The sequence below is a fragment of the Microbulbifer maximicatervae (SeqCode) genome (genome assembly GCF_052467825.1).
In genome coordinates this window covers 4931425-4956833 of sequence record NZ_CP174327.1, presented here as the reverse complement: position 1 = coordinate 4956833, position 25409 = coordinate 4931425, and the positions used below count along the sequence as shown (strand labels likewise).

18 protein-coding genes and 4 tRNA genes are annotated in these 25409 nt (G+C 47.8%); 19 read left to right on the top strand and 3 right to left on the bottom strand.

Going from position 1 to position 25409, the window contains the following annotated elements; all coding sequences use genetic code 11:
• Positions 1-305: 305 nt before the first annotated feature.
• On the top strand, positions 306-1190 hold the full coding sequence (locus ACJJII_RS21790; protein WP_444917721.1) for an MraY family glycosyltransferase: 885 nt from the start codon (positions 306-308) through the stop codon (positions 1188-1190).
• Positions 1191-1252: 62 nt separating this feature from the next.
• A complete protein-coding gene (locus ACJJII_RS21785) occupies positions 1253-3217 on the top strand; it encodes a polysaccharide biosynthesis protein (RefSeq protein ID WP_444917720.1) in 1965 nt (654 codons plus the stop codon).
• 71 nt (positions 3218-3288) lie between these two features.
• On the opposite strand, the gene ACJJII_RS21780 is transcribed toward ACJJII_RS21785, so the two are convergent.
• Positions 3289-3364 (bottom strand) — tRNA-Asn (locus ACJJII_RS21780).
• A gap of 46 nt (positions 3365-3410) precedes the next feature.
• Positions 3411-3486 (bottom strand) — tRNA-Asn (locus ACJJII_RS21775).
• Positions 3487-3727: 241 nt separating this feature from the next.
• Between ACJJII_RS21775 and uvrB the strand changes: the two genes are divergently transcribed.
• The 13 genes from uvrB (at position 3728) to ACJJII_RS21710 (ending at position 19023) form a co-directional block, all read left to right on the top strand.
• Positions 3728-5737: an excinuclease ABC subunit UvrB gene (gene uvrB, locus ACJJII_RS21770; protein WP_444917719.1), complete on the top strand. Its 2010-nt coding sequence runs from the start codon at positions 3728-3730 to the stop codon at positions 5735-5737.
• A 176-nt stretch (positions 5738-5913) separates the two neighbouring features.
• Positions 5914-5990, top strand: a tRNA-Val gene (locus tag ACJJII_RS21765).
• A 98-nt stretch (positions 5991-6088) separates the two neighbouring features.
• Entirely contained in the window at positions 6089-8017 is a 1929-nt protein-coding gene (gene thrS, locus ACJJII_RS21760) for a threonine--tRNA ligase (protein WP_444917718.1), read from the top strand.
• 21 nt (positions 8018-8038) lie between these two features.
• Positions 8039-8584 carry a translation initiation factor IF-3 gene (gene infC / locus ACJJII_RS21755; RefSeq protein WP_444898242.1) on the top strand — a complete coding sequence of 182 codons (546 nt, stop codon included), beginning with the start codon at positions 8039-8041 and terminating at the stop codon, positions 8582-8584.
• A gap of 146 nt (positions 8585-8730) precedes the next feature.
• Positions 8731-8925, top strand: a complete 195-nt coding sequence (gene rpmI, locus ACJJII_RS21750) for a 50S ribosomal protein L35 (RefSeq protein WP_020413351.1) — start codon at positions 8731-8733, stop codon at positions 8923-8925.
• 36 nt (positions 8926-8961) lie between these two features.
• Positions 8962-9321, top strand: coding sequence for a 50S ribosomal protein L20 (gene rplT, locus ACJJII_RS21745; RefSeq protein ID WP_108733840.1), 360 nt, complete (start codon positions 8962-8964; stop codon positions 9319-9321).
• Positions 9322-9514: 193 nt separating this feature from the next.
• Positions 9515-10528: a phenylalanine--tRNA ligase subunit alpha gene (pheS, locus tag ACJJII_RS21740; RefSeq protein WP_108733839.1), complete on the top strand. Its 1014-nt coding sequence runs from the start codon at positions 9515-9517 to the stop codon at positions 10526-10528.
• A gap of 129 nt (positions 10529-10657) precedes the next feature.
• On the top strand, positions 10658-13033 hold the full coding sequence (gene pheT / locus ACJJII_RS21735; protein ID WP_444917717.1) for a phenylalanine--tRNA ligase subunit beta: 2376 nt from the start codon (positions 10658-10660) through the stop codon (positions 13031-13033).
• Positions 13034-13162: 129 nt separating this feature from the next.
• Positions 13163-13468 carry an integration host factor subunit alpha gene (gene ihfA / locus ACJJII_RS21730; RefSeq protein WP_108733837.1) on the top strand — a complete coding sequence of 102 codons (306 nt, stop codon included), beginning with the start codon at positions 13163-13165 and terminating at the stop codon, positions 13466-13468.
• The gene (locus tag ACJJII_RS21725) at positions 13449-13817 is read left to right on the top strand and encodes a MerR family transcriptional regulator (protein WP_108733836.1); all 369 of its coding nucleotides are present in this window, start codon (positions 13449-13451) and stop codon (positions 13815-13817) included. The genes ihfA and ACJJII_RS21725 overlap by 20 nt, the downstream gene beginning before the upstream one ends.
• A gap of 114 nt (positions 13818-13931) precedes the next feature.
• Positions 13932-14008, top strand: a tRNA-Pro gene (locus ACJJII_RS21720).
• Positions 14009-14596: 588 nt separating this feature from the next.
• Positions 14597-17149, top strand: coding sequence for a DUF8727 domain-containing protein (locus tag ACJJII_RS21715; protein ID WP_444917716.1), 2553 nt, complete (start codon positions 14597-14599; stop codon positions 17147-17149).
• A 14-nt stretch (positions 17150-17163) separates the two neighbouring features.
• On the top strand, positions 17164-19023 hold the full coding sequence (locus tag ACJJII_RS21710) for a hypothetical protein (RefSeq protein ID WP_444917715.1): 1860 nt from the start codon (positions 17164-17166) through the stop codon (positions 19021-19023).
• Positions 19024-19937: 914 nt separating this feature from the next.
• Here ACJJII_RS21710 and ACJJII_RS21705 read toward each other — a convergent pair.
• On the bottom strand, positions 19938-20261 hold the full coding sequence (locus ACJJII_RS21705) for a hypothetical protein (RefSeq protein ID WP_444917714.1): 324 nt from the start codon (positions 20259-20261) through the stop codon (positions 19938-19940).
• Positions 20262-20748: 487 nt separating this feature from the next.
• Between ACJJII_RS21705 and ACJJII_RS21700 the strand changes: the two genes are divergently transcribed.
• The 4 genes from ACJJII_RS21700 (at position 20749) to ACJJII_RS21685 (ending at position 25014) form a co-directional block, all read left to right on the top strand.
• Positions 20749-21372, top strand: a complete 624-nt coding sequence (locus tag ACJJII_RS21700) for an IQM protein middle domain-containing protein (protein WP_444917713.1) — start codon at positions 20749-20751, stop codon at positions 21370-21372.
• A gap of 1351 nt (positions 21373-22723) precedes the next feature.
• Entirely contained in the window at positions 22724-22903 is a 180-nt protein-coding gene (gene csrA, locus ACJJII_RS21695) for a carbon storage regulator CsrA (RefSeq protein ID WP_444893306.1), read from the top strand.
• An 870-nt stretch (positions 22904-23773) separates the two neighbouring features.
• Positions 23774-24127: a hypothetical protein gene (locus tag ACJJII_RS21690; protein ID WP_444917712.1), complete on the top strand. Its 354-nt coding sequence runs from the start codon at positions 23774-23776 to the stop codon at positions 24125-24127.
• A gap of 344 nt (positions 24128-24471) precedes the next feature.
• On the top strand, positions 24472-25014 hold the full coding sequence (locus ACJJII_RS21685; protein WP_444917711.1) for a hypothetical protein: 543 nt from the start codon (positions 24472-24474) through the stop codon (positions 25012-25014).
• Positions 25015-25409: the final 395 nt, after the last annotated feature.

Below are 25409 nucleotides of genomic sequence, written 5' to 3'. Positions count from 1 at the left end.
AATTACGCATAGTAAGCGTTATCCTCAAGTTCTTCGAAACAAAAGTGCACCTCCCCTCCTGAGGCTGCATATATCAAAACATTCTTTTGTATGCCCTCTTGCTCCTTGTGCAAGGCTCTTCATTTGCATCGCGTCGTAAGGTTGGTTTCTTGATGAAATCAGCCTTTTTTACTATTTGACGGTTGTGACTTTAATCCGGTGGGACTTTAGTTGGTTTTTGAAGGTCTTGCGGTTGGTATTTGTAGTGGTTCACTGGCGGGAGCTGGAGTAGTTGATATGATCACTTTTGTTGAAGGTTTAGTTGGTTGAGTGGGTTGACCTGGGAGTGGTTGGCGCCTCTATTTTTGGCTGTCGCTTTGAGCTTAGGTGCAAATTTTATATTTGCGCTGAAAATGCGAAATTTTGCTCTCGATCTACCCAATAATAGGTCAATGCATTCGGTGCCGGTTCCTCGCACCGGTGGGTGGGCGTTGCTAATTGGGTTGTCAGCCGCCTTGTTAGTCAGCCCTTTTACATTGTCACCTTTGATAACTGTTTCATTCATGTTGGTGTTAGCGGTATCGGCGCTAGATGATCTTCGAGATGTGCCTGCGCATTTTCGGCTAATTGCTCATGTGCTTGCTGTGATTCTGTTACTGCTTGCTTTACCGGTGAGGATGGATTGGTGGTATTACCCGATTGCTATATTGCTTGGAGTGTGGACTGTGAATCTCTACAACTTCATGGACGGTATAGATGGTTTGGCAGGCTCAATGACTGTTATTGGTTTTGGCTCTTTAGCTGGAGTCTGTTTTTTGGGGGGAGATGGCGAGCTGGCGTGGGTTTGTGGTTTATTTGTGATTTGCGCATTAATTTTTCTGATTTTTAACTGGCCATCAGCAAAAATATTTTTGGGGGATGCTGGTTCGGTTGGTCTAGGTTTGGCGGTAGTTGCTGTCAGTTTGTTTGGCTGGCAGCGAGGGGCTTTTGAGTTGTGGGTGCCGGGAATAATATTTATCCCGTTCTGGCTAGATGCAACTTGTACTTTGGCAAAAAGGGTGCTTGCCCGTCAGCGCTGGTGGGAGGCTCATCAAGAGCATTTCTATCAAAGGTGTGCTTTACGGATAGGAGTTAAAAATACTCTCTATCTGCAGTTGACCATGATGATTCTTGCAGCTTGTGCTGTGTTCGCAATTATTTTTTTGGGTTAGCGGTCAGTTAAGTTTGCTGTATTGGAGTTGACTGTGTTTGGTGGGTAATCTTGGAGAGCAGCGTGACAAGAATTTGGCTAAATTTAAAGAAGGCCCATAAGCCAGCGCTGATGTTGGCATTTGATATGTTAATGCTAAGCCTTGCTTTTTTGCTGGCTATGGCAATTCGACTCAATGGGGTTTCGGAATTCCTTGATTGGCAATTGTTTGCTTGTTTGGCGCTAACGCTTGGAGTTACCAGTTTTATTTTTCTGCGGCTTGGCTTGTACCGCACAATTATCCGCTACATGGGGCAAAAAGCCATTATTGCAGTTTTGCAGGGAGTAACCTTATCCGCAGGGGCGCTGGCGCTAGCTTCTTACTTGACTACGGCAGGTGTTCCTCGCTCAGTGCCAGTGATTTATTGGTGTTTTGCTTTTATTTCTGTGGGTGGGTCTCGTTGGTTGGTTCGCATTTACTACCAGACTGCATTGGAAATTCATAAAACCCGCGTAGCTATTTATGGTGCGGGCACAGCTGGTTTGCAAATGTATAAGGCGCTAGTGCATGGGCAACTATATAAGCCTGTTGCCTTCTTTGATGATAACACCTCAAAGCAAATGACCTTTATTGATGGCTTATTTGTGTATAACCCAGCTGATGTATTAGATGTCGTTGCAGATAAGGATATTGCTGAAGTTCTCCTGGCGATGCCAGGAGTGCCCAGGCGGCGACGCAGGGAAATTGCAAGGACACTTAGGGAGCGAGGTCTGTTAGTTAAGGCGATACCCGGAGTGGAAGAGTTGCTAAATGGAGTTGGGGATGCTGAAGATATTTCAAAGGCTTATGAGAATATTTTGGGGAGGGAGCCTGTTGAGCCAAAGAGGGATTTAATTTCAGGATCTATTAGCGGGAAGGTGGTGCTGGTTACAGGGGCTGGAGGCTCGATAGGTTCGGAGCTCTGCAGGCAGATTTCACAGTGGGAGCCGGCTCACTTGGTTGTGGTTGAGTCCTCTGAGTACGCGTTGTACCAAATTGAGCGTGAATTAATGCAGCAGCGCCAAGATGAGGGGGTTCAGTTTGAGGTGACGGCACTTCTTGGCGATGTTCGTGATAATGAGCGGATGAAGGAGATTATCACTGGTTTCTCTGTGCGTACGATATACCATGCCGCAGCTTATAAACATGTCCCGTTGGTAGAGCAGAACGTGGTCACAGGGGCAGATAACAATGTATTGGGCACGCTATCTATTCTTGAGGCGGCAGAAAGTTGCGGAGTGGAGCAGTTTGTTCTTATTTCCACAGATAAAGCCGTTCGCCCAACAAACGTCATGGGGGCAACTAAGAGATTCGCTGAGTTAATTTGCCAGGACTTCGGGCGGCGTTTTAGCAAAATGCGGGTTTGCATGGTTCGATTTGGCAACGTAATTGGTTCATCTGGTTCTGTAATCCCTTTATTTACGGCTCAAGTTAATGCCGGCGGTCCCGTGACTGTAACTCACCCAAAAGTCACGAGATACTTTATGACTATCCCGGAAGCGGCTCAACTGGTGCTACAGGCTGGAAATATGGGGCAAAATGGAGATGTATTTGTGTTGGATATGGGGGAGCCCGTACGGATTTATGACTTGGCGGAGCGCTTGATTCGTATTATGGGGCATTCGGTAAAAGATGAGGAAAATCCTGATGGAGATATTGAGATTAGCCTGACAGGGTTGCGCCCGGGTGAAAAATTATATGAAGAATTGCTGCTGGGGGATAATGTGCTTGGTACTGAGCACCCGATGATTATGCGAGCAGAGGAGGAGCGAATAGATAGTCGCACATTACAGGTTTTGCTTGGGGAGCTTAAATGGGCCTGCAAGTCCCGTGACTGCGAAAAGGTTCGGGAGATTTTGTGCCGTGCTGTCAAAGATTATACCCCCAGAAAAAAAATGGCCGATGTGGTCTGGGGGCGGCTAGAGGTAGAAAGGAGCTGCACTCAAAGGGAGGGGGATGTGAGGGCGCTGTCTCTGGTTGGCGGTGGAGATGCTAATCGAGCACCTTAATGTAGTTACGGCAGCCCTATCAAGCAGAAAAGAAAAAGCCCGGATAGATGGAATCTATCCGGGCTTTTGTTTGGCTCCGCCTGCTGGGCTCGAACCAGCGACCCAATGATTAACAGTCATTTGCTCTACCAACTGAGCTAAGGCGGAATTTAATCTAATTTATAGAGCGCAAATTAAGCTGCGCTTTGAAATTTGGCTCCGCCTGCTGGGCTCGAACCAGCGACCCAATGATTAACAGTCATTTGCTCTACCAACTGAGCTAAGGCGGAATATCTTTTCGGCTGTGCCGTTGAGATGGCGCGTATATTATAGAGCACTTCCGAACAGGTCAACCCCTTTTTTCATCTTTAACTAATTGATTTGTCAGGAAATTATTTTTTGGGGTCATGCGCAAAATGCCGCAGGTCAGAGTTGGGAAGGGTAGGACGCTATTCTCTTGTAATTGTGGGTCGTATGACGACAGCCTACAATCCTGTGTTGCATGAATGATTAAGCGGTTGGGGGAAGTGTATGGAGTCGCGACCTTTTAAGGTGGAATCCAAGTATCAGCCAGCGGGCGATCAGCCTCTGGCGATAGAGCAGTTGTCAGAAGGAATTGATGATGGTTTGAGCCATCAAACGCTGCTAGGTGTTACCGGTTCGGGTAAGACCTTCACTATGGCGAATATTATTGAGCGCCTGCAGCGGCCGGCCATTGTGATGGCTCACAATAAAACGCTGGCGGCCCAGCTCTACGGTGAGTTTAAAGAGTTTTTCCCGAAGAATGCGGTGGAATATTTTGTTTCTTACTACGACTACTACCAGCCGGAGGCTTACGTTCCCTCTTCGGACACTTTTATCGAAAAGGATGCATCCGTAAACGAACACATCGAGCAGATGCGCCTCTCGGCCACCAAGGCACTTATTGAGCGGCGCGACGTGGTTGTGGTCGCCACAGTTTCGGCAATTTACGGCTTGGGTGACCCCGACAAGTATTTGAAGATGGTGCTTCATCTGGATCGCGGTGATCTCGTTGACCAGCGCACTATCCTCAGGCGCCTGGCGGAGCTGCAATATACCCGCAATGATGCAGATTTCCGTCGCGCTACTTACCGGGTACGCGGCGATATTATCGATATCTACCCGGCAGACTCCGATTTGGAAGCGGTGCGCCTGTCTCTTTTTGATGAAGAGATCGAAGAGATCACCATATTTGACCCGCTCACTGGAGAGCAGCTCAAGAAGGTGCCTAGGGTTACTATTTTCCCCAAGAGTCACTATGTGACGCCGCGAGAGACCATCGTCAGTGCTATCGATGAAATCAAAGATGAGCTACGAGGGCGCCTCGAGCAACTGCATGGTAACAACAAGCTGGTCGAAGCGCAGCGGCTAGATCAGCGTACCCGCTACGATGTGGAGATGATGCAGGAGCTTGGCTACTGCAATGGGGTGGAGAACTATTCCCGCTATCTCTCTGGTCGCGAATCTGGCCAGCCGCCCCCCACGCTTTTTGATTACCTGCCCAATGATGCACTGTTATTTATCGATGAGAGTCACGTGACAGTGCCGCAAATCGGCGGTATGTATCGTGGAGACCGGTCGCGCAAGGAAACTTTGGTGGAGTATGGCTTTCGTCTGCCATCGGCCCTGGACAATCGTCCTCTCAAGTTTGAAGAGTGGGAGGGGTTGGCACCCCAGACGGTTTTTGTGTCCGCAACCCCAGGGGCCTATGAGCAAGAGAATGCAGGGCAAGTGGTCGAGCAGGTGGTTCGCCCGACAGGGTTGGTGGACCCGGAAGTCGAAGTTCGCCCAGCATTGACCCAGGTAGATGATGCCCTGTCTGAAATTCATCGCTGTGTGGACGCCGACCAGCGGGTGCTGATCACCGTATTGACCAAGCGGATGGCGGAAGACCTGACTGAATATCTCTCCGAAAGTGGTGTTCGTGTCCGTTACTTACACTCCGATATTGATACCGTCGAGCGGGTAGAGATTATCCGGGACCTGCGTATCGGCGAGTTTGACGTGCTAGTTGGTATTAACTTGCTGCGAGAAGGCCTGGATATGCCGGAAGTTGCCCTGGTGGCAATTTTCGATGCCGATAAAGAGGGCTTCCTCCGTTCCGATCGTTCGCTGATCCAGACCATTGGGCGGGCTGCTCGAAACCTGGAGGGGAGGGCGATTCTCTACGCGGACAAAGTCACCGGTTCAATGGAGCGAGCACTCGAAGAGACTCGTCGCCGCCGCGAGAAGCAGTTGGCCTTTAACGAGGAGCACGGCATTACTCCAAAAGGTATCCGCAAGAGTGTGGCGGATATTCTGGAGGGAGCGGTGGCCCCCGGTGTGCCCAAGAAAGGGCGCCGCAAAGTTGCCGAGGGTAAAGGTGAGTACAAGGTGGATGTTGAGGCCCTTACCGATAAGCAGCGCTGGGCCCGAATTGCCGAGCTGGAAGAGCAAATGTACCAGCATGCGAAGAACCTGGAATTTGAAGCGGCAGCAAAATTGCGCGATGAGATTACCCACTTAAAAGGTGTGGAATAATCCTTGCTGAAGGGCGGGACTTGGATCTACATTTTGATAGTCCCGCACTGCCTTGTTGGTGCTTGGTCGCTCTTAAAAAATTTCACACAAAAGTTCAGTAAGTTGTTGAAAACACTGAAAAGCGGTGCTAAAGTTCGCGCTCTTCACAGCACAGGGTTCCCCCGCTGTAGAGCTTTAGACCCGTAGCTCAGTTGGTTAGAGCGCTGCCTTGACATGGCAGAGGTCGGCGGTTCAAATCCGCCCGGGTCTACCACCTTTCAAAAGGATGGATAGCCCATCCAGATCAACAGTTTCATGAATGATTTCATGCGGTCTTTGGTAGGGATCGCCACTGAGAACAAAGGATAAACAATGCCCGTTGTTACTCTCCCCGATGGTTCCCGTCGAGAATTTTCTGCTCCGGTTTCCGTACACGATGTAGCCGCTGATATCGGCCCAGGTTTGGCAAAAGCCGCACTTGCTGGCGTTGTAGACGGCAAGGAAGTCGATACCAGTTACGTTATTGATACCGACGTAAATCTGGCAATTATTACTGATCGTCAGCCCGAAGGCTTGGAAGTGATCCGTCACTCCACAGCGCACTTGCTGGCACAAGCAGTTAAGCAGCTGTACCCGACAGCCCAGGTCACCATTGGCCCGGTTATCGAAAACGGCTTCTATTACGATTTCGCCTACGAGCGCCAGTTTACGCCGGAAGATCTCGAGAAGATCGAAAAGCGTATGGAAGTGCTGGCCAAAGAAGACATCACTGTCAGCCGCCGCCTGATGCCGCGCAAAGAAGCGGTGAAATATTTCCGCGAAATGGGCGAAGAGTACAAGGCTGAGATTATCGACAGCATCCCCAGCGATGAAGATATTTCTCTCTACCGCCAGGGCGACTTTGAAGACTTGTGTCGCGGTCCCCACGTACCTTCCACTGGCAGGTTGAAAGCGTTCAAGCTGACCAAAGTGGCCGGTGCCTACTGGCGTGGCGATTCCAGCAATGAAATGTTGACCCGTGTTTACGGCACTGCCTGGGCCAACAAAAAAGAATTGAAAGCTTACCTGCGTCGTATCGAAGAGGCAGAAAAGCGCGATCACCGCAAGCTGGCGAAGAAATTTGACCTTTTCCATATCCAGGAAGAGGCCCCCGGCATGGTGTTCTGGCACCCGAACGGCTGGACCATCTACAGCACTATCGAGCAGTACATGCGTCGGCGCCAGCGCGAATTCGGCTACAAAGAAATCAAGACTCCACAGCTGGTAGATTTCAGTCTGTGGCGTAAGTCCGGTCATGCCGATAAGTTCGGCGATGACATGTTCACTCTGACCAGTGAAGAGCGTCAGTTCGCCATTAAGCCGATGAACTGCCCTTGTCACGTACAGGTATTCAACCAGGGCCTGCGCAGCTACCGCGACCTGCCGTTGCGTCTGGCGGAGTTTGGCTCCTGTCACCGCAGCGAGCCCTCCGGTTCCCTGCACGGCCTGATGCGCGTGCGCGGCTTTGTGCAGGATGATGGCCATATCTTCTGTAGCGAAGACCAGATCCAGTCAGAAGTTTCTGACTTTATGGATCTGCTGCACTCCGTTTATAAGGATTTCGGTTTCCAGGACGTTATCTACCGTCTCTCCACTCGCCCGGAGAAGCGCGTAGGTTCCGATGAGAGCTGGGATAAGGCTGAGAAAGCCCTGGCCGACGCACTGGATGCCGCTGGCCTGCCGTGGGAAGAGCTGCCGGGTGAAGGCGCCTTCTACGGACCGAAGATCGAATTCTCCCTGAAAGACTGTCTCGGCCGTGTATGGCAGTGCGGTACCATTCAGGTGGATTTCTCCATGCCGGGCCGTCTGGATGCCCAGTTTGTAGCGGAAGATGGCTCGCGCCAGTCCCCGGTAATGCTGCACCGTGCAGCCCTGGGTTCCTTCGAGCGCTTTATCGGAATCCTGATCGAGCACTACGAAGGCGCGTTCCCCACCTGGCTCGCGCCGCAGCAGGTGGCGATCATGAATATCACCGATCGCCAGGCCGAATATTGTCGCAATTTGCAAGATCGTTTGGGTGAGCTGCAATACCGCGCCACAGCTGACTTGAGAAACGAGAAGATCGGCTTTAAAATCCGCGAGCACACGCTTCAGCGTGTTCCTTATCTATTGGTAATTGGCGATAAGGAAGTAGAAAGTCAAACCGTGGCAGTACGTACCCGTAGCGGTGAGGATCTTGGTACAATGACGTATGAGTCATTCCTCGAGATCCTCGAGCAAGACGTGAATCGTCGCGGTCGTTTGACAGAAGATAATGCATAACAACTTGGCAACTGGGAGACCATAGCTATTAAACGAGACACTAAGGGACGGTCCAAAAAGGCCCGCATAAACGATCAGATTGAAGCGTCAGAAATCCGCCTGATAGGCGCTGATGGCGAACAGGTAGGCATTGTCTCCCTGGATGAAGCGCTGGAAGCTGCACAGAAAGCTAGCTTGGATCTCGTTGAAATTGCCTCGGACTCCACGCCGATAGTCTGTAAGATCATGGACTACGGCAAGCACGTATTCGAAGCTAAAAAAGCTAAGAATGCCGCCAAGAAGAAGCAGAAGCAGCAGCAGATCAAGGAAATGAAATTCCGCCCGGGCACCGATGTCGGTGACTACCAGATCAAGCTGCGCAACCTGGCCCGCTTCCTGGAAGCGGGTGACAAGGCCAAAGTATCCCTGCGTTTCCGTGGCCGCGAAATGGCTCACCAAGAGCTGGGCATGGAAATGATGCAGCGCATCGAAAAGGACCTTGAAGAGCTGGGCACCGTAGAGCAGCGACCGAAAATGGAAGGTCGTCAAATGCTGATGGTGATTGCTCCGCTCAAAAAGAAAAAGTGAGGTCTGGGGAAGTCATTCCCGGGATCTCCTTTGAGAAGTGGTTGGGCGACGGCTGCCTCCCCACTCTCGCAGTGCCGGTAACTTCGGTTGTCGGCAGTTACTAAAGGTGCCTGTTTTACAGGCGAATATTAACTTTGGAGTACAAAATGCCGAAAGCAAAGACTCATAGTGGCGCTGCCAAGCGCTTCAAGAAGACGGCTGCGGGCTACAAGCACAAGCACGCTAACAAGAGCCACATCCTCACCAAGATGACCACCAAGCGCAAGCGTCAGCTGCGTGGCACCCAGACTATGAACAAGTCTGATGCTGGTCTGGTCGATCGTATGCTGCGCGCCAAGTAATTGGCCCAAATCGCAAAGGTTTAAGAGGATAGAAGTATGGCCCGTGTAAAACGTGGTGTAGAGGCGCGTCGTCGTCACAAGAAGATTCTGAAGCAGGCTAAAGGTTACTACGGTGCGCGTTCACGCGTATTCCGCGTTGCCAAGCAGGCAGTAATTAAAGCTGGTCAGTACGCATACCGTGACCGTCGCGTTAAAAAACGTAACTTCCGCGCTCTGTGGATTACTCGTATTAACGCCCAGTCCCGTGCTGAAGGCCTGAGCTACAGCCGCCTGATCGCAGGTCTGAAAAAAGCGGACATCGCACTGGATCGCCGTGTACTGGCTGATCTGGCTGTTTACGATAAAGTCGCTTTTGCTGCCGTAGTTGAAAAAGCTAAGGCAGCCCTGGCAGCGTAAGCTGTCACTTCAGTTGTAAAACTGAATACTCAAAATAGGGAAGGGCTGTAGTGGCCCTTCCCTATTTTTTTATGGAGTTTCCGCTATTTTTTACCGGTGGCGGTGCCTGGGGAAATTCCCTCCGGTACAGAAAGTACCGGCCGAACAAAGCAGAAAAAATTAATCGAAGTTGGATTCAAACGGGAACAGTTCGATGCAAGATTTGCAGTCCCTCACCGAGCAGGCTATGGAGCTGGTGGAGAAGGCCGATGGCCTCGCCGCGCTGGATCAGGTGCGTGTTGATTACCTGGGCAAAAAGGGCCAGCTGACGGCACTGCTGAAAGGCCTTGGCAAGCTGTCGGCTGAGGAGCGTCCGGCGGCGGGTGCCAAGATCAACGAAGCCAAGCAGCAGGTTCAGGAAAAAATTAACGCGCGCCGCAATATGCTGGAGCAGGCCGCCATCAATGCGAAGTTGGCCGAAGAGACCATTGATGTCACTTTGCCGGGACGCGGCGAAGAGCAGGGCAATGCCCACCCCATTACGCGCACCTTAAAGCGCGTGGAAGAATTCTTTGCGAGCATTGGCTTCTCTGTTGAGAACGGCCCGGAAGTCGAACAGGACTACTACAACTTCGAAGCGTTGAATATTCCCGCGCACCACCCCGCGCGCGCGATGCACGACACCTTCTACGTGGACCCCACCACCGTACTGAGAACCCACACCTCCTCAGTGCAGATCCGCACCATGGAGAAAAAGTCTCCACCGCTGCGTATTATCTGCCCGGGCCGCGTATACCGCTGCGACTCCGATGTCACCCACTCGCCTATGTTCCACCAGGTAGAAGGCCTGGTAATCGGCGAGAACATCAGCTTCGCCCACCTGAAAGGCACCATCGACCAATTCCTGCGCGCCTTCTTCGAAGCGGAAGTACCGGTGCGTTTCCGTCCGTCTTACTTCCCGTTCACCGAGCCTTCCGCAGAAGCGGACATCCAGTGTACCGCCTGTTCCGGTGAAGGCTGCCGCGTATGTTCCGGCACCGGCTGGCTGGAAATTCTCGGCTGCGGCATGGTGCACCCGAACGTCTTCGCCGCCTGCGATATCGACAGCGAAAAATACTCCGGCTTTGCCTTCGGTATTGGTATCGAGCGCCTCGCCATGCTGCGCTACGGCGTCAACGACCTGCGCTTGTTCTTCGATAACGATCTGCGCTTCTTGAAACAGTTCTAAGCCAAGTGACAGCGCGAATGGCAATGGCCCTTCGCAACAGCAGTCGAATTGTGGAGGCCTGGGAGGCGAAATAGCCCCAGGCGAAATGCGCACCAAGTTGCGCTGACGGAATACAGAAAGAGATCAACTATGAAAATCAGCAACTCCTGGTTGCGGGAATGGGTAAACCCGGAACTCACCACGCAGGAACTGGCCGATCAAATCACCATGGCCGGCCTGGAAGTGGACGGAATAGAAAAAGTTGCGGGCGATTTCTCCGGAGTGGTTGTCGGTGAGATTGTCGCCTGTGAACAGCACCCGGATGCGGACAAGCTGCGCGTGTGTAAAGTCGCTGGCCACCCCGACGGTGAAATGCAGGTTGTGTGCGGTGCTCCCAATGCGCGTACCGGAATCAAAATTCCTTTTGCCCTGGTAGGCGCCAAGCTGCCGGGCGATTTTAAAATCAAGAAAGCCAAGCTCCGTGGTGTAGAGAGCTTCGGTATGCTCTGCGCACAGACCGAACTGGAACTGGGCGAAGACAAAGACGGTATCTGGGAACTGCCAGAAGACGCACCCACCGGTACCGATCTGCGCGAATACTTGCAGCTGGACGATGAGACCATCGAAGTGGATCTCACTCCGAACCGTTCCGACTGCCTCGGTGTTGCCGGTATCGCTCGCGAAGTGGGTGTACTGAATCGCTGCGCCGTTCAGGGCCCGGAAGTTGCTCCGGTACCCCAGCAGATCGACGAGAGCATGCCCGTATCCCTGCTGGCCGAAGCCGCCTGCCCGCGCTACGTAGGTCGTGTTATTCGCAATATCGATATCAAAGCGGTAACACCTCTGTGGATGCAAGAGCGCCTGCGTCGCAGCGGCCTGCGCAGTATCGACCCGGTAGTAGATGTTACCAACTATGTTTTGCTGGAACTGGGCCAGCCCATGCACGCCTTCGACCTGGAGAAACTCTCCGGCGGCATCAAAGTGCGTATGGCAGAAGCCGGTGAAGAGCTGACCCTGCTGGACGGCCAGCAAGTCAAACTGAAAGAGGGCACCCTGGTAATTGCCGATGAGGAAAAACCTCTGGCGATGGCCGGTATTATGGGTGGCCTGGATTCCTCCGTGACAGCGGGCACCCAGCATATCTTCCTGGAGAGCGCCTTCTTTAGCCCGCTGGCCATTGCCGGCAAGGCTCGCTCTTACGGCCTGCACACCGACTCCTCCCACCGCTTCGAGCGCGGCGTGGACTACCACCTGCAAGAGAAAGCGGTGGAGCGCGCTACCCAGTTGCTGCTGGATATTGTCGGCGGTGAACCCGGCCCGGTACACGTGCGTGAGCTGACTGAGATTATGCCCGCCGAGCGCCACATTACCCTGCGCCGTGCGAAAGTAGAGTTAGGCCTGGGCATCAAACTGGCCGATGACGAAATCGTCGATATTCTCACCCGTCTGGGCCTGGAAAAAATCGACCAGAACGACGAAGGCTGGACCTTCCTCGCCCCCAGCTTTCGTTTCGATATCGCCATCGAAGCAGACCTGCTGGAAGAGCTGGCCCGTGTATACGGCTACAACCGTATCCCCAGCGAAAGCTTTACTGCCGAACTGGAAATCGCCCCGCGCCCGGAGAGCACTATTGCCCAGGACAACCTGGAGCAAACCCTGCTGAGCCGTGGCTACTACGAAGCGATTACCTTCAGCTTTATCGATAGCGACAGCGCCGCGCTGTTTGATCCGAAAGCCGATCCGGTGGCCCTGCAAAACCCGATCAGCGCTGAGCTGGCGGTTATGCGCACCACCTTATTGCCGGGCCTGTGCAAAGCGTTGCAGTACAACCTGAATCGCCAGCAAAACCGCGTGCGCCTGTTTGAAACCGGCCTGCGCTTTGTACCGGGTGCCGAATTGCACCAGGAGCAAATGATTGCCGGTCTCGCCTACGGCAACCGTTACGCAGAAAACTGGACTGGCAGCAAAGACGCCGTGGACTTCTTCGACGTGAAAGCCGATGTAGAAGCCCTGTTGGCTCGCACCGGTGTAGCCGATGAGTTCCGCTTTGTCGCTGGCCAACACCCCGCGCTGCACCCCGGTCAAACCGCCAGGATTATGCGCGGCGACCGCGAAGTAGGGGTTATTGGAGCCCTGCACCCGCAGTTGCAGAAGAAGTTGGATCTGGCCAAGCCCGCGTTCGTATTTGAACTGAGCCTGGAAGCGATCGGCGAGGGCAAAACCCCCGCTTTCCGTCCGCTGTCCAAGTTCCCGGAAGTACGCCGCGATCTGGCCCTGTTGATTGATGCAGAGGTTCCTGCCGCCAGTCTGGTGGAAACTGCTGTCGAAGTTGCAGGTGAAACCTTGACGGACCTCAAGATATTTGATGTCTACCAAGGCAAAGGTATTGATTTAAATAGAAAAAGTGTCGCTTTGGGGTTGACGTTTCAGCATTCGTCACGCACCCTTAATGACGACGAAATCAATGCCGCTGTAGATGCGGTGGTCGGAAAACTAGAAGAAAAATATAACGCTAGTCTGCGCTAGTAGAGCATGATGCTCTCGGGTGCAGGCTGAATTGCACCCCGAGAGCGTCTGCTACCGGGTTGAAAGCCGCCGCGGTTTGGGCCGCTTCCGATCTGGAGTCGACGCCTCTGAATCAATTGGTAGGATCCAATGACAGAGGCACTGACCAAGGCCGGGCTCGCCGAGAAACTGTACGAAGAGCTGGGCTTTAACAAGCGCGAAGCGAAAGAGATCGTCGAATATTTCTTCGAGGAGATCCGCAATGCGTTGGAAAGTAACGAGCAGGTCAAGCTCTCCGGCTTTGGCAATTTCGACCTGCGCGATAAAAGCCAGCGTCCCGGTCGCAACCCCAAGACCGGCGAGGAAATCCCCATCTCGGCCCGCAGGGTAGTCACTTTTAAACCCGGGCAAAAACTCAAGACACGAGTAGAAGAGCATGCTGGAACCGAGCAATAACGCTCAGCTGCCTGCAATCCCCGGTAAGCGCTATTTCACCATTGGTGAAGTGAGTGAACTGTGCGCCGTTAAACCCCATGTCCTGCGTTACTGGGAGCAGGAATTCCCCCAGCTGAAACCCGTCAAGCGTCGCGGCAACCGCCGTTACTACCAGCACCAAGATGTCATCATGATCCGCCAGATCCGTGCGCTCCTGTACGAAGAGGGCTATACCATTGGTGGAGCCCGCCAGCAGATCGAAACCGGCAGCGAGCGGGCAGAGGTGGTACAGCTACAGCAAGTACTACCCGAAGTGATCGCAGAACTAAAGGACGTAGTGGCCCTGTTGGAAGGGAAAAATAATTTATAAAAAACTGTAAACCTGGGCTTGCAATCCAGCCGCACTCAGGTATGATTCACGCCACATCGAGACACGATGTCTTTAAAAATCAATCACTTAGCGAAGTGAGCGATTTTTCAAAATCGGAGCGTAGCGCAGCCTGGTAGCGCACCACACTGGGGGTGTGGTGGTCGTCGGTTCAAATCCGGCCGCTCCGACCATATATATCGTTGCACAGCAACGGCCAAGAAACCCGCTTTTTAGCGGGTTTTTTTGTGGGTAAAATTAAATAATGAGATAGAAGCAGTAATCAGCTAACTCTGGTTTAATTTCAGATAAGACTGTTGGCTTATTGAATTACTAGCCCACCCCTTTCTTTTCCAAAACCAACTAGGCCCGGTGCCTGCGATACCTGGGATTTTGAAGCATGTTACCTTAGTTGAAGTTCGGACTGGTCTTTAGATGATTGAGGGGCTGGACATTTCGATTGCATAGAGGTTGAGATATAAGGGGTCAACCTTTCCGATCCTAATCAATAGGGGGCTAGATTCGAATATAAGGTTAGCAGTCGTTAATGTGAAATTTCTCTAAGCATGCGTTATTAGCGATTATTTTCTGTATAAAGAGTAACTTGTTCATGTGTATGTTGCTCAGAAAACTGGTGGCCTTACTTTGGGGAAAGCATATTTGTGGAGTTGACAATAATACTTTGTAATAGAGTGTGAAGCTCGCTTATTATTGATAGCCATTCGACAAGGAAATAGCAGTTTTTTTGACTATGTACGTATCATTATATTTACGGGGGTGGTATGTCTAAAGAACGTGAGTTGATAGTTGCTAAAGGTGGTCAAGCTAAAAACCCAGACATGGGTTCTTTGAAAATAGTTTTCGTTATTTCAGAAAACAATAGTGTAGATCAGCCAGATCAAAGTGAATTTCCGACAGCTGGGATATGGATAAGTAAGGGGTATCAAGAACTAGAAGCCCGTTTCAAGGAGGGAGAGCTCTTTCGATTAACCCGTTGGAATTTGCAAGATTCAGATAGATTAAGTGCCACTCCAGTTGGCGTTTTACAAAAGCATCGACATTGGGCTTTTGGGTCTTCGGTTAAGACTATCGATAACTCTGAATTTCTACCTATATTCCGTTGTCCTCCACCAGATAAAAATACTGGGCTAATGGAAGAAACTGTAGCCACCCACAACAAGCCATTTTTTGTTAATCATAACGGTTTTGTTTACGGTCCTTTCACGATAGCGGCGTATGAAGAAGATAAGGGGCTAAAAGTAGCTCCGTATCAACAATCTTTGTTCAGTCTTAAAAATCAATATGTTTTTAAGGTGGAATATTCTGCGTTAGATAATGCTCGTTCAGTTGCTAAAGCTCTTGGTTCAGACGGGCTAGGTTCCTATGAATACCTGATATCATTCAAGCGACTAAATGAACTGAGTGAAAATAGCTTAGAGCAAGAAGATTTTATTTCAGATGAACAGTTGATCTCATATTTTTCCAAGGCAAAGATTGGAAAGAAAAATGGAATTCTGAGTAGAAGGGAAGCCGAAAAGCTCAAAGCTGGCATTGCTGATTTGCTCAAGAAAAATCAGATCCAATCTAATAAGGAACGGACGAAGAGATTGTCGGAGTTGCTTGACCGTTATTTGTCTGATTCGGATGTTGGCGAGGAGATAGTAAGTGACTTTCTAACAAGCTCTATAGGGAAGTCATTTTTAAAGGGTTATGTTGATAAAAACCCAGCATTATTGGATCGATTTTTAGGTGAAGCAAAAAAGAAGGCGACGGAAGAAAAAGAAAGGCTTGATACCGAAATAGCTGAGCTTGAGGATAAAATTGAGACGTTGCGGGATCAGGCTTCTGCTCAGAAGACCCGGGTTGAAGAAGAGAAGAGAAAAGCTACCGAGGAGATTGAGGAGGTAAGGGTAGTTTCCAAGGCGCAAATTGAAAAAATTAGGGCGCAATCAAAAGAAGAGCTTGAAGAAGAACGAAAAATTCGATCAGGCCAATTGGAAACAGAGCTTTCAAATGCTCAAGAAAAATTGGCTGATGTAAAAGTTGATCTTGAAGAAAAATATAAAGAAATAAATGATGTAAAGTCCTATCAAGAGATCAAGCAAAAGATAGACTATTTAAAGCAGCATGAATACGAAACAAAAAAAGCTGTTGAAACTCAACAGCAGCTGTTGAATTCTACAAGTCTTGGGGAAAAAGCAACTGAAGTAAAAACAATTATCGATATTCTGAGGGGGCGCTCGATTGATGGTGCTGATGAAGAGAAGTATTCATTTACGCCGCCAAAGATGGCTGCAACAGTGCCAGTGAATGGTGAAGAATATATACAAACTCTAGTGGACTTGCTGGATGATGATTCTCACACACTATCATTCGCAGAACTATCTAATTTGTTAATTTGTATTCAGCAATCATTCCTTACGGTCCTGTCAGGACCCCCGGGGTCAGGAAAAACGTCTAGCATTCTTAAAATTGCTGAACACTCGGGACTAAGGGCTGGTACAGAGGATTGCTTTCTTAATGTTCCTGTGTCTAGAGGTTGGGTTTCGTCAAGGGATTTTATAGGCTTTAATAATTCATTGAAGGGAGTGTACCAGCCCGCAAAAACTGGTTTGTATCAATTTCTAAGACGGGGAGAGGATGAGGAGGCAAATAGCTACTTAAGACTAATACTTTTGGATGAGGCTAACCTAAGTTCTATAGAGCATTATTGGTCTGAGTTCTTATCGCTTTGTGATAAAGAAGGGCGATCACGTCCGATTGATACAGGAATCGTTGGCGATAAGCGTCTATTGAGGGTTCCGGATGGTGTGAGGTTCACCGCAACAATCAATAATGATAGTACAACAGAGGCGTTATCCCCTAGGCTGTGTGACCGTGTTCCGGTTATTTCAATGGCTGCTCCGCACTTTAGCAATATACAGCAAGTGGCATCCGGCACGCTCGATGGTGTGGTGAGTTATGCACAGCTAGAAAAGTGGTTTAATAGAGATGATTTTGAAGAAGCCCCCTCTCTTATAAACGATTTCATAGAAAGAATGGAGCGCCTCGATAGGGAGTTTGGTGGTGCTGTACGAATTAGCCCAAGGAAAAGAAATGCTATCAGTAAATATTATAGTGTTGCCTCCGGTTATTTGGGCCACCTGGGGGCAGTAGATTTTGCTATTTCTCAATATTTGCTTCCTTTGATATCGGGGCATGGAAAGCCATTTAGTAGGAGGTTGGAATCCTTATTGGAGTTGTCAGTAAGAAATGAATTGAAGCGAAGTGAATCAATAATAGATAACATTCTCAAAAGTGGTGAAATGTACGTAGATAGCTACAGCTTCTTTTGATCAGAGAGGTTGATTTGTTACTTATCATTAAGTTTCTTTCCGGTGAAAGGACGGGAAAAGAAATTCTCCTCGACAGCGGTGCTGCTAAGACAGGAGAATCAATTCCGTATATTCTAGAAACAGAGGCACTTCAGCTTAACTTTAGTTCTGAGGAGCTACTTGAGGACGTTAAACTACTTTTTGATGGGGTTGAATACGAATTCAGCTTGAAAGCTAGTGATGATTCCACTGGATATATATATTACCTGATGCCGAAAGTTCGACGTGGAGGTAAGGGATTTGAGGCTCTATTTTATAACTACTTCGGTGTAGCCAATTTCCAACTCAGTTTTTCTTCTGAAGGTTGTGCGAATAGCATCACTTTCCCCCCAGTTGAAATTCTTGCTCGAAAATTAACAGCTATACAAGCTGAAAATATGATCGAGTATATTTTTACAGAGGGCGATGGAAAGGTTTTTAGCTGTTTTAGTCCATCGAGTATGGGGTCTCGCTTTTGCCCTGGTGGAAATGAGCCTAAGTTCATTGAGAGGAAAGTCAACCAGCTACTGAATATTTTGGATGAAGTTCTGCCCTATATATTTGCGTCACCTATTACTAGGGTACTATCAGATACGCGAGTTGTTAGGGGGGCGGAATCTGAAGAGGTAGGTGAGCAAGGTATAGGCTGGTTAGTTGAAAATCTATCTGTACTCGAGCCATCATATGACCAAGAGATTTATCACTTAGAATATGATGATGAACGTTATTATGCTAACGAAATTCAAACTTCAATCACATTGGAAAAAAGTGATGTTTATGAAAATCGTGTGATTCACGGTTTCCTCCAGACATTGCAGGTTTATATTAATGAGCTGGCCGAGATAGCCTCTTCTGTAGAGCAAAGGTGCTCAGGAAATTCACATCAAGGGTATGTCAGTTTTTTCTCGGCGATGAATCGCTGGGTTGATGAAGGAGTTTTTAATGGCGGGATCAATTCCGCTAGCCTGCTAAGTCGTGTTGGAGCATTTATTTCCCTTGCAAGGCAGAGGATTCCTGTCACAAAAGTCGAAACGGGCCTTCCTGTAGTTACTCAAAAGGCAAAAGGAAATCGAGCATATATTACTGTGTTTAGAGCAGTTGCAGAGTGGTATAAGAATAACCGAATTGATTGGACTGTGAAAGATTTTCTACTTTCCATCAGAAGTATCCCGAAGTTATTTGAATATTATTCTGTGCTGAAAATTAAGAAGGCTCTATCGAGTTTGTGTATGCGGGTAAATGAAGACCTTGAGGGGCACTCAACTTTGTTCGCGGGAAAATATAAAAGTATTGACATTTCTATGCTCTATGAGCCTGACTACTGGATGTATGCCCATGATCAGCAATCCGGAAGTATTTTTAATTCAGAAATAAGAAGATTTGAGAAGGCTCTCAGGTCTAATGAGTATTCCCCACCTAATCATAAATTCTCTAAGCGAGTACCTGATATTGTGATTTCTCTAGAATATCAAGGGGAAAATTTCCTGGTTATTCTTGATGCAAAATACTCATCGCCGAAGACGTCTTTTGAGAAATACCTTCCGGAATGCACCAAAAAATACGTGCACGGGTTGAGTGCTGAAGGATACTCCCCAACACTAGCTCTTGTACTAATTTCACCATTCAGTCAAGACGCATTCGCCGATTTTCACGTGCCTCCATTTGGACTTATGGAGCATTCCACGGCTTTTCCTATACTTGGCGTGCATGGGGTTAAGATTGACGCGACAAATGTGTATGCTGGTAGCTATTCAACTCTTGAAATAATTCGAGAATTGCTTGATTCCTGTATGAGTCATCTAGGCATTCCACTAGAAGATCCGAGGATTACGCCTGAAATGCTACATGCTATTTAGTTGGCGGGACGGTTCTGAATACCCAATGCTATCCGTTAGGCTTGCCACCTAAGCTCTAGAGACTCTAAATCTCTGATTTAGAGGTGAGGGGGGAAATCAGCAAGCCTGGACACCCAAATGTCAGAGCAGGGGTGCTAGTTATGCGATGGACAGCCCATTAAGCACCCGTAGATCAGCCAGCGGAGTGGAAACACTAAGATATAAGTAAAGTTTGTACGTCACCATTCGGCAGGTGCTATATCAACTCCAATACAGATAGTGACTCGGTGCAGATAGCTTGGGTTTTTGAATAATTGAGAGATAGGTTTGGAGTGCCGCTATTCGCGAAAATGCTTTAGTCATCGTCGAGTGGATTTTCGGCTATTTAACTTGAAGCGGTGCTAAGATAAGTTGGTAATCTCCCAGTCCATGTGTCTAGCGCTTATTCTGCTGGGTACAGACCTGTCGTACCAATTCCGCCGAGTCTACTAAGCACTTAGAGCAGCTCTCAAAGTTGCGGTTTAGATAGAACCGGTGTATTGCTGGTATTCCCAACCGTTTAAGAATTGCAGGGATATTTTCATCAATAGCTTCCTGTTTCTGTGAGTTGAGTTGTCAGCCACTCCAGTTTATTGGTTCGAGATAGTGATTCGGCTGAAAGGGCAGCCCCTTGGGTATTACTTTGCGTTCACCGCCGAGCATCGGCAATAGATTGTCGGGCTGCTTACCATTAGCCACTGCGTTAACTCGCTGCCGGAACGAAGTGAAATTCGACCCCTCCGGAGTTTTGACTATTTTGGCTCGGATAGAATTTAAATCCACTCAGCCTGACAGAGCCCGCTTATCCAAGCAAGCTTGAGATTTGAATGCCTCCTTCCAAAAGTGGCGACCCTACCTCCCCTCATAGCAGTTAGGTGGAAGTTTGTTATGAAGCTCTACTCACTATGGTATTTGTCATAGCCCTCTGACCATTCTTGCTGATAGCCTTGCTTTTTGAAGTAACCTCTAAATATATGAAGTGCTTTTTCTAGCCAAGACTGAATATCTGAAATGCCCTCAATCATCTTGCAGTCTTTTTCGTCATCAACCGCTTGATCTGTCATTTCCCAGAAAAAGTCAGCCAAAGACTCTGCTTCCTCTTTACTATCTAAATAGGAGTTTCCAGAAACAACTGATCGAGCGATTTCGGAGTTTAGTTGTTTCGCGTAATGCAGAACTAATGTCTTCGCTGGTTGATTATATTCATTGAAATTCATCATGCTTTATGGGCCTCTAGTGGCACGTCATTCATTATGGCCATTCTTTAAGCTCATGGAGCTTTTCTATTTCGCTAGAATCGAGAGTGTACCCTTGAAGATAGCGTTGAGTTAGCACGGAAGTTCTAAAAACTCTTGCCAGCGAGTAATGACCTCGATGTCGGACCAAATTTTGACGGCTTCTGCGTCGATATAGAGCAGAATACAGTAGTGGTTTCTTATTACAGCATAGGCTGCAATATCGAGTGCAATGATACCGGCTAGCTTTTGCTTCCTACCCTCAATACACTGACGCCGATGCTCATAATCTCTTCCGGGTTGGGTATCTTTCCCACAAAGAAAAGCCTTGCGTATGTAACCGGAAACGCAATGATTTACATTGGATTCAAACTTACGAATGGAGATAGAAATACTCTTGAAATAGTTGTCAATATTACTAGCTATTATTGATGGATATCTATTAAGCGAATTTATAAAGGAGATAACTGCCATGCCATACAAAGAACTTGGAATGCTAAAAGATAGCGGTTTAAGTAAAGATACTTATAGTGGAGTTGCTGTGCCCTATATGAGTGAAGCTGAACGAGAAAAATATCAGGTTACTATACAAGATGGGCTTCTGTTTTGGCGCGGAGAGAGACTTAATACCAATCCTGGCGGATCTTGGGCATTTGTTATGGACAAAAATGGACGTATCTTTTGTGGTAACAAAAATGGTGACATTCAGCACCATTCAGCATTTTTTTCGGGGCGTCCAGTTGCTGCGGCTGGGCATATCTCTGTGGTAGGTGGAATAATAGAGCATATTAACAATTTCAGTGGCCACTACCAGCCCACTAGCGATTATATGGAGCAGTTTAAAGAAGAACTGGAAAAAAATAATGTTGACTTAAGTGAAACCGAAATGGATTTTGGGATTTCGTCAAAAACCTGTAAGTTGCGCTTAAAAAATTTTCAAGATCGTAATTATACAGGCAAATGGTATCAACGTTTTCGCGGTACTGTTGTTAAAGAGACTGTCGATGGGAGCGAGGATACTTATACCGGCCGTACACATATTCAAGGGCAAAGGTTAAGGCTTTATCCTGATGGCCCCAGGTGGCAGTGGCTTTGATGTAAATAGCCATGAGAGCTTTTTGCAGACTCTCCATCTCTGACATAGTGGCAAGGGAAGTGGAATACCAGAATTGGCGTTCAGGCTTTGGGAAGGCTGATTTGAGGTTAGGCCAGATTATAAGGAATACTGAGAGGAAGCTACTGGCAGTCACCTACAAACTTTAATCTGCTTTCAAAATATGGTTGCTACATAGCCAGTAGAGAGGTGAGGTATCAAGTATCTCGGATAGGAGGGCTGATACAGCACATCCTACCTCGTTTTTAAGGATCTAAATACCGGCCACTCCAGTTACTGGCTCGAAATAGCGTTCCAACTGAAAGGGGAGTGCTTTAGCTTCCTTCAAGCGCTCACCACCAATAAATAAAGTAGAGCTTTGGGTTGCTCACTAGATACGACCGTGCGAATGCGCTGTTGAGTACAAGTGTAATCAGAGTCTTCAATGTCTTGGCAATACTGGTAAGGAGAGAGCTAAGCCTGGAATTTAAAATGACCTTACTAGCGGCTACTTGTACGGTTGGTTTTAACCCAAAATAACCAAGCAATAGCACTAATGTGGAGAGGTGACTTGCAAGGTGGTAACTCCATGCTGAACTCAATATTTATCCCTACAACGGAATCCCGTTCTTCCAGTATTTAGCAATGGAGTGCGGATACGAGTATAAAACTAATGAGCCAATTAAATTATTAGTGAACTTTCACATTCCCCGGTTTTGCCTTTAGTTAGCTGTATGATTGAGAGCATTACTCTTTAATCTTTTAAGGAAAGCATGGGATGAATTTCAATGTAAATTGAGTTTTCCAATGGTTGATTGACATTTCCTCAGTCGAAATAACTAAAATATAGGCGCGGAAATAATCCTATTGAAATTTATTCAGTTTGTTTCGATCTCAAAGCTGCGTAAAATCGATAGATATTTTGGGTATTTTGGCCGTAATTGAGCGAGCCAACTATAAACGCTTCAGAAGTATAAAAGATTTTGAAAACTTCGAGAGAGCCAAGAGTTTTCCAAAAGACCCATCCCCTCAAAGGAGAACGGTAGCGTGACGTAAGAGTAAGTAAAAGGCGCTGACCCAAGGTGCTAGGAACACCCGGGGCCAGCTGACCAAATTGATAAGTACAGTATCAAAGTGGCTATATGGATAATACGCTAGAAACCCGCTCGTCTTCAATAAAGTGGAGTACATTCAGCGGCTTGGGGCCTGTTCCCAAGCTCTGGAAGCCTAGCGCCCGCCTTTTCCTCTTCTCTGCCTACCGCCCCCGCGCACCACCCCGCATTTCCTCCAAACGTTAAGCCCAAGCTTCCCCATCTCGGAAGCGCCCAAACTTTGACCATCGAAGGAAATAAGTATGTTGATCTTAAAGCGACGGACAGGTGAACTTCTAAGGATTGGAGCAAATGTCTCAGTCACAGTGCTGGAGGTTAAAGGCAATCAAGTGAAGATAGGCATAAGCGCACCCAAATCACTCCCCATCCACCGTGAAGAAATCTATGTGCGGATCAAAAAGCAGCAGAGAGCAAAGGCCTGAATATCCTAGGAGAGTGGAGCGGTTCTTGGCTCTCACAGATTGAGAAAGCGGGTTCTGAGTATGAACTTTGGAGCCGTTGTCTAGCAGACTACATACGGCTCTAATTCGAATTGGTAACAGAAGGCTCTTTCGAAGCTGGTGGAGCGTTAGATGGCCGGATCAATATCGTCATACTGGCCCCTGAAGGTGGCTAGTTAGCGGGGTGAAGGAGGGCAAAGAAGCCTGGCGGCCCCATAACCCGAGCATTGCTATATATCAATCAGTTGTATAAATTTCACTCATTCCGCCAAGTGTTTAAAGCTACAGTCTGAGGGGTAATCTAGGTAGATGCAGCTCCTTTTCGGAATACCCCCTACTGTCAATGGCTAGAGGAACTTTACCGTCAACCGTTCCTTGTCATATAGCGAAGTGACCTGATAGCCAAATTGGCTGCCAGATTACGGAAGCAAAATAGCCGATGAATCCAGTAGAAAAAAGTCAAAGCAATCCAACGTGCTACTGCATACGATTTTTTGAGATAAGAAATTTCTACATTGAAAGATTAGGCTAGTGATAGGTGATACTGAACACATCGTAGGTAAGCTATGTTCCCTCGACAAATTTGGCGAGCTTGATTTACTGAGAGCTCTCATTAATTGGAAATACAGTGAAGTTAAATTGGCTGCACCTAAGCTAAAAAAACAAAGGAAAGACACCTAAAGCCAAAGTTGATGATTCGTTATGGTTTTGCAACAAGTACCTTAAGCGTTATAATAAGAACAAGGTTCAAAATAATTTTTTATTTTACCCTTCGATGACTTAACAATGGTAGAAAACCAGAACAAGCAAGAATAGGAAGACGACCACCTGATTGGTTTTATCTACCGGTCTATGGTTGACAGTATTCATGAACCCTTGATTTCTGCACGAATGGATGACAGCGTAGGTATTACCAAGAGCGGCAAGCAAGAAATAGCAGGAGTATATTTTTACATGCCTTGCGGTGATAAAGAAGAGATTCAGTTCTCAGTAGCGAATACATTCGGCCCCCTTAATACTATCTCGTATTTAAGGAAAAACTCTTCAGATCGTGGCGAAGGATGGAAAATCCTGAAATTAGAGATGTATCCAGATCAAACGCAAAGCTTAATACTTGGCGATCCCTTAAAGTCAGGTGCAAGACTGTATGGTTGTGTCGCTCGGGCAGCAACAGTGTGTTTTGATTCCTCGTGTACACGTCGTTAGAAACTTAAAAAGCTTAACTATTAATGAGATGATTAAAAAACTAATTCTTTTGCCTTCCTTGTTCTTGATGGGCTGCGTATCAAATAGAGAGTGCTTAATTTATGAAGTTGAGCAGGAAACGACCTACCACGAGAAAAAATGTGATGGAATAAGGGCTGCGGGTGGTCCTTGTGTCTTTAATACTTTTGTAAAAGAGCAGCCTGTGCATAGATGTTTAATTTACAAGTAATGTGATCCATTAACCCAGCTTCTAAAAATTGTGGACAAAAAATTTCATGTGCTTGGGACCTGCAACAGGCTGCTTGCATATGCGGTGGCCATTATAAAAATATGATGAATAATTTATGAGAATATCTGCGCTGGCGATTTGTTTAGCTTTAATTTCATGTGCATCAATTGAAGTAAAGAAAATTGAAAAAGAAGATACTGTTATTGCACGAAACGATATTTTCGACGTCCATTCAATAAGAGCTTTACCGAATGATATGGGGTATCGAGTCTTCGTTAAGTACTTTATAAATGACTTTGACCCAATTAACAATAAATATGTTTGTTCTTACAAGCAGCTATATGATGGAGAGAGGAGTATTGTTAACCGAAACTGGAACTGTGAATTTGAAACTTCAGAAGGAACAATATTCTTTGATTGGAAGCCGGAAACAAAATATAGGAAGCTAAGTATTGTTCGTGTGGTCAAAGATGGTTCATACGTAACGCCGCCATACGAGATCTTAGATGTTGATCCTCCCTTTGAAATTCAGGTTCTATTAATGAGAACACCAAATAAGGAAACTTGTTGGAAAACAAGTATGAAAACTGGCGAACAGTATTGGGGTTGTGGTTATGGCCCATTAGCTGAATCCAGCCTGGCTAAGGCAGGGAGATAATCTGATTAGTTTTCCTATGTAAGGGCGCCAGAAGCGTAACGTACCCTTGATAGCAACTTTGAAGCAGTTTTCAAAGTTGTGACTTAAGAAGAGCCAGTGATTGGTGGAAATTCGGAATCTGTGCAATATGGGTGGAGTGTCGGTAGCAATAGCTCTACTTTTTCTTAGGTCTAAGTGCCATCCACCCAAATCAGCCATTTTTTAATAGTGATCTAACTGAAGTGGGGGTAGATATACCTTTCCGCTCGGCGTGTAATTGGCAGCAGCCCACTGCCGCTAGACCAATCTGCTGTATGCTAACCTGCTGAATCAATGCCATCCGGCCTGCCAAGTGCTTAAAGCTTCAGTCAAGGGGGAGCTAGGTAGATCCAGTGCCCTTTTGGTGTACCCATGCG